Source organism: Cryobacterium psychrophilum (assembly GCF_004365915.1).
Taxonomy (GTDB): domain Bacteria; phylum Actinomycetota; class Actinomycetes; order Actinomycetales; family Microbacteriaceae; genus Cryobacterium; species Cryobacterium psychrophilum.
The window spans coordinates 3,014,183-3,027,459 of the sequence record NZ_SODI01000001.1 but is presented as its reverse complement, the minus strand read 5'-3'; the positions used below and the strand labels follow the sequence as shown (position 1 = coordinate 3,027,459).

Genomic DNA, 13,277 nt, shown 5'->3' with positions numbered 1-13,277 from the left:
TCCCTAAATCGGTAGCGAATGGAGATTCTGATTAGCCGGTGATTGCGCCCTCAGCGGCGGAATGCACAAGCTTGGAATACTTGGCGAGAACGCCGCGAGTGTAGCGGGCGGGCAGTGGGGCCCAGCCGTCGCGGCGAGCGTCGAGCTCTGCAGAGTCGACCAGTAGGTCAAGCGTGCGAGCTGCGATATCGACCCGTATCAGATCACCATCGCGCACGAATGCAATTGGACCAGCGTCCACTGCTTCGGGTGCTATATGGCCGATGCACAGTCCGGTTGTGCCGCCTGAGAATCGACCATCGGTTAATAGTAGTACATCGGCACCGAGCCCAGCACCCTTGATGGCCGCGGTGATCGAGAGCATCTCACGCATTCCGGGGCCGCCCTTGGGGCCTTCATAGCGGATGATGACAACGTCACCCTGGTAGATCTTTCCCTCGGTGAGGGCGTCCATGGCCGCGCGCTCCCGCTCGAACACCCGAGCGGGGCCCTCGAACACGGAGGCGTCGAAACCGGCCGTCTTCACGACGGCACCCTCCGGGGCGAAGGTGCCCTTGAGAATGGTGATTCCGCCACTCTTGTGAATGGGGTTGTCGAGGGTGCGCAGCACCTCGCCGTCGAGGGCGGGCGGGTCGATCTCCGCGAGGTTTTCGGCGACGGTCTTGCCGGTCACGGTGAGCGCGTCGCCGTGGATGAGTCCGGCCTCAAGGAGCGCGCGCATGACGGCGGGAACGCCGCCCTGGCGATCGACGTCGTTCATGACGTACTTGCCGAACGGCTTGAGGTCACCGATGTGCGGAACCTTGTCGCCGATGCGGTTGAAGTCGTCGAGGGTAAGCTCGACCTCGGCCTCACGGGCGATGGCGAGCAGGTGCAACACGACGTTGGTGGAACCGCCGAAGGCCATGGCGACGGCAATCGCGTTCTCGAAGGCCTTGCGGGTGAGGATGTCGCGAGCGGTGATACCGAGGCGCAGCATGTTGACCACGGCCTCACCGGAGCGGTGCGCGAAGTAGTCGCGGCGGCGGTCGGCGGAGGCCGGCGATGCGGAGCCGGGAAGGCTCATGCCCAGGGCCTCGGCGACGCTGGCCATGGTGTTGGCGGTGTACATGCCACCGCAGGCACCCTCGCCGGGGGCGAAGGCGCACTCGATGCGCTTGGCGTCTTCCACACTCATCCGGCCGGCCTTGACGGCGCCGACGGCTTCAAAGGAGTCGATGATGGTGATGTCTTTTTCGGTGCCGTCGGAGAGTTTGACCCAGCCCGGGGCGATGGAACCGGCGTAGAGGAAGACCGAGGCGAGGTCGAGGCGAGCCGCAGCCATGAGCATCCCCGGCAGCGACTTGTCGCAGCCGGCCAGGAGCACGGAGCCGTCGAGGCGCTCCGCCTGCATGACGACCTCGACGGAGTCGGCAATGACCTCACGGGATACGAGCGAGAAGTGCATGCCCTCGTGGCCCATGGAGATGCCGTCGGAGACGGAGATGGTTCCGAACTGCAGCGGGTAGCCGCCGCCGGAGTGCACGCCCTCCTTCGCTCCCTGGGCCAGTCGGTCCAGGGACAGGTTGCATGGCGTGATCTCGTTCCACGAGCTCGCAATACCAATCTGGGGCTTGTCCCAGTCGACGTCTCCCATCCCGACGGCCCGAAGCATGCCACGCGAAGTGGTGGCCTCAATCCCATCAGTGACGTCGCGGCTCCGGGGCTTAATATCGATCTCAGGCATGGTCAGAGTCTAGAACGTCTCGCGGGGTCGCCAGTCCCGTGCCACCCGCAGGTCAGCGAGTCGGTTGATCAACTGCGTGACCTCGTTGGGGCTGCGCACCCGGTAGCCGGCCAGGGTCGGCCCCGGACCGATCTTGATCCCGACATCGTCGGGGCCGAGCACTGCGAAGGCGTCTTCGTCGGTCACATCGTCACCGGCGTACAGCACGCGTTCGGCTCCGACGTGAGCGCGGAGTAGCTGCAGCGCGTCACCCTTCGTACTGGAGCGCACCGAGAACTCGAGCACGTTCTTTCCCTCCCGTACGGTGAGGCCGGGGAGTTCGTCCCCGAGCAGCCGACGGGCCTCCGCCTGGGCCTGTTCCCCGTCCTGGGGCGTGGCGAGGCGCGTGTGCAGGGCCATTCCGGCCGGTTTGCGTTCGATCGACGTGCCGGTGACCGAGTCAGAAATCGCCGTCAGCACCCGCACGAGCGTGTCGAGATGCTCGAGCTCAGCCGAGACCAGGTTGAGTTCGATTTCGGGGTTGTCCAGTTTCATCTCGATGCCGTGGGAGCCGGTGAGCAAAACATCCGGCTGAGGTTCGGCAACCTGCTGCAGGCTCACCAGCGCCCGGCCGGACACGAACGCCACGCGGACCTCGGGCAGGTCGAGAAGGCGCTGCACGGCCTCGCGGGTTCCCTGCACAGCCCTGGCATCTTCGGGCCGGTCAACGTGCGGGGCCAGGGTGCCATCGAAGTCGAGGGCGACGAGCAGCGACTCCGAATTGGCCAGTTCTTCAAGGGTTGCGCCGAGAGCATCGGAGATGCCAGCCTTCACGGCCGCTCCCCCGCTGAGCGCACTCAGGAACGATGCTGACCAGGCCGCAACGTCGTGGTCGAAGACCCGACGCCGCAGGGCGCGCATGCGTCGCGTGCGATCACGGCGAGGCATCTCAACGGCCCGCACAATCGCATCCTTCATGCCCTCAATGTCGTGCGGGTTGATCAGGATGGCCTGTTTGAGTTCGTCGGCGGCACCGGCGAACTCACTCAGCACGAGAACACCGTCACCATCGAAGCGAACGGCCACGTACTCCTTGGCGACGAGGTTCATGCCGTCGCGCAGCGCGGTGACGAGCATCACGTCGGCCGCCAGGAACATGGCGACCATCTCTTCGCGCGGGTAGCCGTGGTGATGGTAGCTGATCGCCGTGTGACTGATGGTGGAGAAGTCGCCGTTCAGGCGTCCCACAGCGAGTTCGATGTCGTCGCGGAGGGCCATGTAACTGCCGACCTGCTCACGCGACGGACTCGCGATCTGCACGAGCGTCACATCCTCAACGCTCAGGCGCCCATCGGCGAGCAGTTCACCAAAGGCCTTGATGCGGTGCCCGATGCCCTTCGTGTAGTCGAGGCGGTCGACACCGAGGATCACGGTTTTCGGATTACCGAGGTCTTCCCGGATCTGGCGGGCCCTGGCCTGAATCTCGGGGCGCCGAGCCATTTCTTCGTAGCCGGCCGCATCGATCGAGATCGGAAAGTGCTTGGCGACTACCCGGCGGGTCTGGCGAGTGTCGGTGGGAACATCGATGACGACGCCTCGGGTGGGATAGCCGTACAGCCGGCGCACGGCCCGGGTGAAGTTGCCCGCGTCTTCCAATCGCTGGAATCCGATGACGTCGGCGCCGAGTAGTCCGTGCAGGATCTGCTTGCGCCACGGCAGCTGGGCATAGATGCCATATGACGGAAACGGTATGTGATTGAAGAACCCAATAACGAGGTCGGGACGGGCGTCCCGCAGCATCCGCGGCACGAGCTGGAGCTGGTAGTCGTGCACCCAGACGGTCGCGCCCTCTGCGGCGGAGGCCATGGCTGCCTCGGCGAAGCGGCGGTTGACGGTGACGTAGGCGTCCCACGTTTCGCGGTGGAAGCTCGGCGAGGCAATGACGTCGTGATACAGCGGCCAGAGGGTGTCGTTGGAGAATCCCTCGTAGTACTCCTCGAGCTCGCGGGCGCTCAGGCACACGGGAACGATGGAGATGCCGTCATTCTCGAAGGGTTCAACGTCACAGTCCGCGACGCCGGGCCAGCCGATCCACGCTCCACCGGACGAGCGCATGAGCGGCTCAAGCGCGGTCACGAGTCCCCCGGGAGACGTGCGCCAGATCGTGCTGCCGTCGGGGGCTTCCTCAAAATCGACCGGAAGGCGATTGGAGACAACGACAAAGGTGAAGGTGCCGATCGGGGCTGCTGGTTCGACTGAGGGAGAAATGAGGCATCCGTTCCGGGTGCACCCAAGTGCACATCTGGTTGACCGCCTGTGCGGCATTACGACAATATCAGGCACCCTAATTAGGCCCGGCTTTTACTCCCACCGGTTCATCTTCCGGTTATTCGCGGCCACTATGCTGACGCCAATGATTCGCATCGGCATGAGCACCACCTGCGTCTATCCGCTTCCGCCCGAGCAGGCCTTTCGACTGGCCAGGCTCGCTGGTTTCGATGGCATCGAAGTAATGGTCACCCGCGACGAGGGCACCCAGGATGCCGCGTCGCTGCGTGAGCTGTCGCCCAAATTCGGTCTTCCCATCGTCTCGATCCACGCGCCCGTACTACTGCTCACGCACTTCGTCTGGGGCAGGGACCCACGCGTGAAGCTGGAACGCTCGGCGCAGTTGGCGCAGGATGTGGGCGCGTCGACGGTGGTCGTTCACCCGCCCTTTCGTTGGCAGGCCGGGTATGCGGACGATTTTCTTGACATCGTGCGGGAGATCACCGCGAGCACCGGCATTGAGATTGCCGTCGAGAATATGTTTCCGTGGATGTGGGCCGGCCGAAGCCTCCGCGCCTACGCACCGTCGTGGGACACCACGATCATGGACAGCGACGCGGTCACCCTGGATTTCTCCCACTGCGCCCTGAGCGGTTACGACAGCCTCGAAATGGCGACCGCCCTGGGAGACCGGCTTCGCCACATTCACCTCTGTGATGGCACCGGTTCCCTCGAGGAGGGCAGGGTGTTCGACGAGCACCTGCTGCCGGGCCGGGGCACCGAACCGGTGGCCGAGGTGCTCGCGATGCTCACGGCAGCGCACTGGACGGGGGCGATCGTGGCCGAGGTCAACACCCGCAAGGCACAGACGGATCGGGAGCGTCTCGACCTGTTGCGGGAGACGCTCGCCTTCGCCCGGCGGCATACGCAGCCGCAGCCGCGCCGGCGGTTCGCACGCTCGCGCCGCGCCATTGCCGCGCTGCGCACCGGTCTGACGCCCTAGCCCGTCGCGATTGGCCGGGTGCACGGCCGCGGCACGCGTTGGTACCCCCGGCACTCGATGGAGCACGTGCCATCGGATCCCAGGGGTGCCGCGACGCTCCGCGGGAGCCGCTACGCCAGCGCTGCCGCGTGGGACCACGCCATGGCCCCACGCTGCCGCGCCACGGCCCACCAGCTCACCAGCACACCGATGATGGCGAAGAGGCTGAGCACCGCGGCGGCCGAGGCAACGGATGCCGCGCTGCCACCGGACACGATGGCCTGCATTCCGTCAACGGCCCAGGTGAGCGGCAGGAACGGGCTGATGACCTGGAATGGTTTCGCCACGAGCTCGAGAGGATACAGGCCGCCGGCCGAGGCGAGTTGCAGCACCAGCAGCACGAGCGAGACGAGGATGCCGCCGCGACCGAAGAGCACGGTCAGGGCGTGGTGCACCGCCACGAACGTCACGGCGAGCAGCAGCGCAAATGACAGGGTCGTCGGCAGCAGAACCCAGTCAACCTTGAGGGCCGCGTGCAGCAGCACGGTGACGAGCACGGCCTGCGCCGCCGCGATGGCGACGGCCCGGCCGAGGCCGCGGCGCACGATTCGGCCGGTACTCGCGGTGGAGGCCAGGGCCCGGCGCGTGAGCGGCTGCAGCAGAAGGAAGATGGCGAGCGCGCCGATCCACAGGCTCACGGGCACGAAGAGCGCGCCCATGATCGGTGCGACGCTCGACACGGGGTGGTCCCGATCGGTCGCCACGGCCACGGGCTCAGAGACGACCTCCGCGGTGGCTGTCGCGTCGAGCGTCGTGAACGGGGCGGCCCCGGCGGCGCCCTCCGAGAGACCGCTTGCGAGGTCGCCGGCTCCGGATTCCAGGGCGTGGGCACCCGACGCGGCCGCGTCGGCGCCGGTCGCAAGGTCGGCGACGCCGCCGGACAGGCCGGAGACGCCGGAGGCGAGATTCGCTGCCCCACTGCGCAGCCCGTCGGATCCGTTCGACAGCGCGGCGGCCCCGGATGCGCTCTGGCTGATGCCCGACGCCACGCCGGAGATCGCGGAGGTGGTCTGGCCGCTGAGGGCGGCTCCCTGGCTGGAGAGGGTGTCGAGCCCGGCCTGGAAGTCGGCGAGCGCCCCGGCATAGGGGGCGTTGGCGGGGTTGGCCAGGAGCGCGGCCGCGAGGTCTTCGAAACCACTCGCCGTCTGCGTGACGCCGCCGGTGTAACCCGACCAGCCGCCGCTGATCTGCGACAGGCCGGCCGCTCCGGAGCTGAGCGTGCCGAGTCCGGTGCTGAGCGAATCCACCCCGCGCGTGTACGTGCCAACGCCGGACGAGAACGAGGAGGCGCCGGTGGCGGCCGATGCCGCGCCGGTCGCCGCGGAGTTGGCTCCGTCGGCGAGGGAATCGAGCCCGGTGGCGACACCCGTGATGCCGGTGGAGACCTGGGCCGCGCCATCCGCTGCGCTCTGCAGGGACTCGCCGAGCACGGCAAGATTGTCGTACAGGCCCGTGAGATATCGGGACGTCACCTCGCGGCCGAAGGCGCCGGTCAGGGCGCCTCCAACCGACTGGGCCACCGATCCGGCGAGGTAGGAGTGCGCGTCATCGGTGCGGATGTCGAGGTCGGCCTGGGTGGGCGTTGTGCCGGAGAGCGAGGTGACCGAGGCGGAGAAGTCCGGTGGGATGGTGAGCACCGCATACGCTTCGCCCGACGCGAGTGCTGCCTGGGCGTCTTCGGAGTTCGAGATCGTCCAGTCAAAGCCGGCGGCCCCGGGGTTCGGGGCGGTGAGCTGGGTCACCAGTTGCCGGCCGGCCAGAACGGGCTGGTCGGTTCCGTCGGGCAGCGTGAGGGTGACGAACTCGTCGTTGTTGACCACGATCGCGTGAATCGTGTCGACGCGGTCGCTCGCCGAGGTGAGCGCCGCGGTGAAGACGCCCGCGACGGCGAGCGGAACCACGATCAGAGCGGCCACGAGGCCGCGCACCACCCAGCGGCGCTGGCCGGGCGTGCGAGTGAAGAGTCGTTCAAGCTGCGGGCTCATGAGCGCAGGACCTTTCCATCCACGGACGCAGAGTCGTCGGCCGGGGTTGACGTGAGGGTGAGGGTGCTGGTGCCGCGCCGGCTGCTCCAGGCGAGGGCCTCGGCGTTGAACGCGGTAGCCGCGATCACGAGGGTCACGGCGCTCGGCACGAGGTCGGCCAGCACGGTTTGCAGGTCGCGTTGCATCGAATCCTCCGGCAGCGCGTCGCCGAGGTCAACGACGAGCACGGCGGGGTTCTCGGCAAGCGCCGCGGTCACGGCGGCAAGCGCCCGGTCGTGCCCGCTCAGCGACGCCAGCAGGGTGTCGCGGGTCACCGGTTCGGCCGGTTCGAGGCCGGAGTCACGAACCGCGTTGAGCCGGCCGATCCAGGTGTTCACGGTTGCCCTGGTGGTGCGGCCGCGGTACCACGGCCGGGAGAGCAGCACCCGTTCGGTGACGACGTCGCCCAGCGTCTGGCCGGTATCGGCGGCAACCTCGGCGAGCGCCACGGAACGCAGGGCTCGACCTCGCTCGGAGGGCAGCGGGGAACCGGCCACCTGCAGGCGTCCGCTCACCGGGTCGAGCCGGCCGGCGAACGTGGCCGCGATCACTCGTCGAGCGGATGCCGGTGCGCCGAGGCGCAGGACCGATCCGCGCGCCGCGTTGAATGACAGCGGACCGATGGTGGTGTCGGCGACGCCGAACACCGCCTCCTCCGCCGTGATCGCCGCGGACTGTTCGGTGGCCCAGGCGTTGTCGAGCAGGTGGCGCCGGAGGCCCTCCCCCTCGATGTCGACGTTCGGCAGCAGTCGGGCGAGCCAGGCGGGAATCCACCATGCGGCTTTCCCGGCGAGGGCCATGGCTGCCGGCACGAGCGTCATGCGCACCAGGAAGGCATCCAGGAACACCCCGATGGCGAGCGCGAACGCAATGCCCTTGATCGCGCCGGTCCCCTCGGGCACGAAGGCGAAGAAGACAAAGAACATGATCAGCGCCGCCGCGGTGACCACGCGCCCCGCGTGGGAGAACCCGTGGATCACGGATTGCCGGGCGTTGCCGGTCTTCACGAACTCCTCGCGCATGCCAGATACGAGGAAGACCTCGTAGTCCATGGCGAGCCCGAAGAGCACGGCCATCAGCAGGATGGGCAGGAAGCTCAGGATCGGGCCGGGGTTCTCGACGCCGATCACGTCGGCGAACCAGCCCCATTGAAAGATCGCCACGGTCACGCCGAGGGCGGCGAAGACGGATAGCAGAAAGCCGAGGGCCGCCTTGATCGGCACGAAGAGGGAGCGGAACACCATGGTCAAAAGAACAATCGAGAGGCCCACGACGATCAGGGCGAAGGGGATGAGCGCCCCGGTCAACCGGTTGGAGATGTCGATGCCCACGGCCGTCGCACCCGTGACGGTGATCGGTGTTCCGAATTTCTGGTCGATGCCCGGTCCCAGGTCTCGGATGGCCTGCACGAGGACCTTCGTTTCGGGGGCGTCGGGCGCGCTTCCGGGCATGACCTGGATGATGGCGGTGTCGACGGAGGGGTTCGGTGTGCCCGTGCCCACATAGGCGACGTCGGGCAGGGTGCGAATCTCGGCGCCGATCGCGTCGAGGCTCGGAAAGATTTCGGTGGTCTGGGTGATGTCGACCACGACGATGAGCGGCCCGTTGTAGCCGGGACCGAAGCCCTGCTCGATGAGCTGGTACGCCTTGAGCTGCGTGGATCCGGCGGGTTCTGACGCACCGTCCGGCAGGTTGAGGTCGAGGCTGAGCGCCGGAATGGCGAGGGTGCCGAGCACGCCGACGACGAGGATGGCGGCCACGATCGGGGCTTTGAGCACGAGGCCCACCCAGCGGCGTCCGAGCGTCGGGCGACCGGTATCCGGTGTTGTGGCGCGGCGGTGCGCACGCCCACCGGGCTTGGGTGCGAGCCGGGCGCCGGCCAGCCCGAGGAGGGCGGGCAGCAGGGTGACCGCGACGGCGATCGACACGAGCACGGCGAAGGCCGCGCCAACGCCCATCACGCTGAGGAAGGGGATCCCCACCACGAGTAGGCCCAGCAGGGCGATGATCACGGTGAGTCCGGCGAAGACCACGGCGCTGCCGGCCGTGGCCACGGCGGTCGCCGCCGATTCGTGCGGGCTCTCCCCCGTGGCCATCTGGGTGCGGTGCCGCGACAAGATGAAGAGGGAGTAGTCGATTCCCACCGCGAGTCCCAGCATGAGCGCGAGCATCGGCGCGGTGCTGGAGACGGGCACGAAGGCCGAAATGGTGGTGATGCCGCCAATGGCCACGCCGACGCCGATCAGGGCCATCAGCAGGGGCATTCCGGCGGCCATGAGCGAGCCGAACGTGATGAGCAGTACCACCCCGGCGAAGAGCACCCCGAAGATTTCGGTGATGGTGATGCCGAACGTGTTGTCTTGGAAAACCTGACCGCCGAAGGCCACCTCGAGGCCGGCCTTTTCGCCGAGGGTTGCCGTGTCGGTGAGGTCCTGCAGGGTCGAGGGGACGACATCCGTTGACGGTCCGGTGAGCTGCACCTGCGTGAAGGCCGTCTGCTCGTCGCTGGATATGGCGTTTGACGCATATTCGGAGTACGGGCTGATGACGGCGTTGACGCCGGCGATGCCTTCAATGACCGTGGCCATGTCTTCGATGGCGGTGCGGTACGGCGCATCAGTGACGGATGCCCCACTCGGCACCGTGTACACCGCCTGCACCTGAGCGCCGGCGGCCGCGGGAAACACCGCGGCGAGCTTGTCGATGGAGTCCTGCGATTCCGTGCCCGGAATGGCATACGACTCCTGCGTCTGTCCGCCGAGCGCGACGCCGCCGCCGAGGATGGCGCCGAGGAGAACGACCCACACCCCGATCACAAGCCAGGCTCGGCGGTAAGCGAAATGACCGATGCGGTACAGCGCGGTGGCCACGGTTACTGCTTTCCGGTGGGGTTGTGCAGGGCGACGGGGACGAGGAGTTCGATGATCACGGTGCGCAGGGCGGGCCGCAGCTCGTCAATCGGGGCGATGTCCTTGCCGAGGAAAGTCATCCCGGCCACGAGCGAGTAGGCGGCGCCGCCGAGGGCGATGGCGAAGCGCAGGCGATCTTCGACGCTCGCGTCGGTGCTGCACAGCGTGTCGGAGAGGCGCACGATGACGTCCCGTGCCCGGTCGACGACCGGGATGCCGCCGAGGGACTGGCCCTGGTTGATGAAGGTGTGCAACTCGAGCCGGAACTGCAGCAGGAAATCGATGAAATCGTCGATGAAATCGCTCCGGGAGGACTCCGTCTGGCCCGCGTCGAGGTAGCGTTCGAGAATTTCGGTCAGCCTGTCGACGGCCGGGGTGAGCAGCTCGGCGAGAAGCGCTTCCTTGGACGCGAAGTGGTACAGCACGCTCGATTTGGAGTAGCCCGCGGCGTCGGCGATGTGCTGCAACGATGTTGCGGCGAATCCGGCCGACGCGAAGAGTTCGAGGGCGATGCTGCGCAGTTCGTCACCGGTTCGGGGACGGATGCTGGCGGCCGGTGGGAGTGGGAAGTCGGGGGTCACGACAGCACACTACCTGACCGATCGGTCAAACTCTGCACGATCGGTCAGATTCGCAGGCTGGAGCGTCTGACCGGTACTCTGGGCCGCGGAGGTCTTGATGCGAAAATTCATTTTCAACAGTGCAATGATCGGCGTTGTCGCTGGAGGGTGGCACACCGTGCAGGCGACCCGAAATGGACCCCGCGACTGGCGGCTCATCATGTTGTGGCTCGGCTGGGCACTCAGTGCCGCGGTGACCATCGGAAACGTGATCGAAGACGCGAATAAGCGCCAAATCGAGAAGTAACCAGCGGAGTCCCGGCGTGTCAGGCCGGTCTGGGGTGGCTCGTCATCGAGACTGGAGACGAGCAGTTTTTCGCCTGAAAGGGGCCCCGAATGTTTGGTCGTCGACGTCGTGTCGCAGCCGCACTGGCAGTGTCGGCACCGGCACCCACCCCGGTACCCACGCCGATACTGAGCGACGAGCAGATTCTCGAGCTTCTGCACGACAAAGTTGCTGAACTCGTGGGCGTGAACGGGCTGTGGACCCTGGTCCCTCGCAGCGCGGACGATACCGACGTCTTCTTCCACGGGCTCAAGGCCGCGGAGATCGCCACCGCCCTGTCCACCGCCCTGCGGGTGGAGACCGCCAGGCTCGCCGGCTCCTCCGCCCCCAGCATCGTTCCTGCCGTTGTCGTCCCCGCGAAGACGGGACGCCTGGCGAAGGCGCGGGCCGCCGTCATCGGTGACGAAGCCGTGATTGAGCCCACGGCCCTGTCCTGGACACCCGCGCCGATCTCCGTGTGGGCCGAGCCCGCCCGCGCCACGGTCACCGGGCCGGTGCAGCTGCCGTCCACCGCACCATCCACTTCGGAGTCGGCGCGCCTCGTCGCCTAACGGTGTAGGCAATGAATACCGCGCTGACATCAATGCCTGATGGCAGCATGGCCTGATGGCACTAGACATCGAGGACTACGCGCTCATCAGCGATTGCCACACGGCCGCGCTTGTGGGCCGCGACGGCAGCATCGATTGGCTCTGTCTGCCCCGCTATGATTCTGCGTCGATGTTCGGTGCGCTGCTCGGCGACGAAAACAACGGCCGCTGGCTTCTCGCCCCGGCCGACCGTGAGGCCTCGGTCACCCGCTCGTACTTGGGTGACACGTTCATACTCTCGACGATCTGGACCACCGGCACCGGATCCGTCGAGGTTCTCGACTTCATGCCGCACGGGGACAACCGGGCCGACCTCGTGCGCCGGGTGCGCGGCCTCTCGGGAAGCGTCGTGATGACGCAGGAGCTGCGCATCCGCTTCGGGTACGGCGGCACCATGCCGTGGGTACGTCAGATGACCAACGAGAACACACACGGTCTCATCGCGGTGGCCGGCCCGGATGCCGTCGTGATTCGCGGTCCGCGCCTGAAGGCCGCCGATCACCGGCACACCTCCAACTTCACCGTGTCGGCCGGCGACACGGTCGACGTGCAAATGACGTGGTATCAGGCTGAGCTCAACACGCCGAGCGCCGTAGACGTGGATGCCGCCTACCGCACGACCGCGGACTGGTGGGCGCGCTGGGCGGTTCGCTGCACCGATCAGGGCCCCTACCGCGAGGAGGTGCTGCGCTCGATGCTCGTGTTGCGGGCCCTCACCCACGAGTCCACCGGCGGCATCGTGGCCGCCGCCACGACGTCGCTTCCCGAGGACTTCGGCGGCACGCGCAACTGGGACTACCGCTATGTGTGGCTGCGAGACGCCTCCCTCACCCTCGAGGTGCTGCTGTCGCACGGCTACGAGGCAGAGGCCGAGGACTGGCGATCCTGGCTGCTGCGGGCCATCGCGGGCGACCCGAATGACGTTCAGATCATGTACGGCCTTTCCGGCGAGCGTGACCTCACCGAGCGCGACCTCACGAGCCTGCCCGGCTACCGCGGCGCGGGGCCGGTGCGCGTGGGCAACGGCGCCGTCGACCAGTTCCAGTCCGACGTGATCGGTGAGGTGATGGTGGCGCTTCATGCCGCCCGCGTCGCCGGGGTGGGCGAAACCACATTCTCCTGGCCGCTGCAACGAGCCCTCATGCAGTTTCTCGAAGACAACTGGCAGCGCCCCGACCAGGGCATCTGGGAGATGCGCGGAGCGGCCCGCGAGTTCACGCACTCGCGGGTCATGGTCTGGGCGGCCTTCGACCGGGCCGTGCGCGGCATCACCGAGTTCGGACTGCCGGGCCCGCTCACGAAGTGGACCGAGCTGCGCGACGAGGTGCGAGCCGACATCGAGGCCCGCGGGTTCAACGTGGCCCGCAACAGCTACACGCAGTACTTCGGCGGCAGTGAAGTGGATGCCTCCCTGCTCGTGCTCGCCCAGGTTGGCTTTTGCGCCCCCACCGATCCGCGCATGCTGGGCACGGTCGCCCTGATCGAGTCCGAGCTGATGCGCGACGGCCTGCTGATGCGGTACCGCGCATCGGCCGTGGCTTCGATATCGGTGGACGGGCTGCCGCCCGGGGAGAATCAGTTCCTCGCCTGTTCGTTCTGGCTTGTGGAACAGTTCGCCACGTCGAACCGGCTCGACGACGCGTTAACCCTGATGGATCGGCTCGTCGGCCTCGTCAACGACGTGGGCCTGCTCTCCGAGGAATATGACGTGACGAACGGGCATCAGGCCGGCAACACACCGCAGGCGCTGTCACACCTCGCCCTCGTGCGGGCCGCCGACGCCATCGCGTCCGGCGAGGGCTCCCCCATTCGCAGCATCTCGCACTGACCCCG

9 protein-coding genes are annotated in these 13,277 nt (G+C 67.3%); 4 read left to right on the top strand and 5 right to left on the bottom strand.

Annotated features, from left to right (window positions below; genetic code table 11):
- Positions 1–31 precede the first annotated feature (31 nt).
- Both ilvD and EDD25_RS14205 read right to left on the bottom strand, forming a co-directional pair.
- Positions 32–1,726 (bottom strand): dihydroxy-acid dehydratase, encoded by a 1,695-nt coding sequence (gene ilvD, locus EDD25_RS14210; RefSeq protein ID WP_134174126.1) that lies wholly within the window; start codon positions 1,724–1,726, stop codon positions 32–34.
- A gap of 9 nt (positions 1,727–1,735) precedes the next feature.
- Complete coding sequence (locus tag EDD25_RS14205; RefSeq protein ID WP_134174124.1) at positions 1,736–4,030, bottom strand: bifunctional alpha,alpha-trehalose-phosphate synthase (UDP-forming)/trehalose-phosphatase; 2,295 nt, start codon at positions 4,028–4,030, stop codon at positions 1,736–1,738.
- 103 nt (positions 4,031–4,133) lie between these two features.
- Here EDD25_RS14205 and EDD25_RS14200 point away from each other — a divergent pair, with 103 nt between their 5' ends.
- Positions 4,134–4,976 carry a sugar phosphate isomerase/epimerase family protein gene (locus EDD25_RS14200; protein ID WP_338419620.1) on the top strand — a complete coding sequence of 281 codons (843 nt, stop codon included), beginning with the start codon at positions 4,134–4,136 and terminating at the stop codon, positions 4,974–4,976.
- A 110-nt stretch (positions 4,977–5,086) separates the two neighbouring features.
- Here the strand turns inward: EDD25_RS14200 and EDD25_RS14195 are convergent, their stop codons facing one another.
- The 3 genes from EDD25_RS14195 to EDD25_RS14185 are packed head-to-tail and all read right to left on the bottom strand — an operon-like array spanning position 5,087 to position 10,529.
- Positions 5,087–7,000 carry a YhgE/Pip domain-containing protein gene (locus EDD25_RS14195; protein ID WP_134174120.1) on the bottom strand — a complete coding sequence of 638 codons (1,914 nt, stop codon included), beginning with the start codon at positions 6,998–7,000 and terminating at the stop codon, positions 5,087–5,089.
- Positions 6,997–9,909 carry an MMPL family transporter gene (locus EDD25_RS14190; protein ID WP_134174118.1) on the bottom strand — a complete coding sequence of 971 codons (2,913 nt, stop codon included), beginning with the start codon at positions 9,907–9,909 and terminating at the stop codon, positions 6,997–6,999. The genes EDD25_RS14195 and EDD25_RS14190 overlap by 4 nt, the downstream gene beginning before the upstream one ends.
- Positions 9,910–9,911: 2 nt before the next feature.
- Complete coding sequence (locus EDD25_RS14185) at positions 9,912–10,529, bottom strand: TetR/AcrR family transcriptional regulator (protein ID WP_241986419.1); 618 nt, start codon at positions 10,527–10,529, stop codon at positions 9,912–9,914.
- 97 nt (positions 10,530–10,626) lie between these two features.
- On the opposite strand from EDD25_RS14185, the gene EDD25_RS14180 reads away from it, so the two are divergent.
- The 3 genes from EDD25_RS14180 to EDD25_RS14170 all read left to right on the top strand — a co-directional run bounded on the left by EDD25_RS14180 (position 10,627) and on the right by EDD25_RS14170 (position 13,272).
- Positions 10,627–10,815: a hypothetical protein gene (locus tag EDD25_RS14180; RefSeq protein ID WP_134174116.1), complete on the top strand. Its 189-nt coding sequence runs from the start codon at positions 10,627–10,629 to the stop codon at positions 10,813–10,815.
- A gap of 89 nt (positions 10,816–10,904) precedes the next feature.
- Positions 10,905–11,405, top strand: a complete 501-nt coding sequence (locus tag EDD25_RS14175; protein WP_134174115.1) for a hypothetical protein — start codon at positions 10,905–10,907, stop codon at positions 11,403–11,405.
- 52 nt (positions 11,406–11,457) lie between these two features.
- On the top strand, positions 11,458–13,272 hold the full coding sequence (locus EDD25_RS14170) for a glycoside hydrolase family 15 protein (RefSeq protein ID WP_338419624.1): 1,815 nt from the start codon (positions 11,458–11,460) through the stop codon (positions 13,270–13,272).
- The last annotated feature ends 5 nt before the right edge of the window (positions 13,273–13,277 follow it).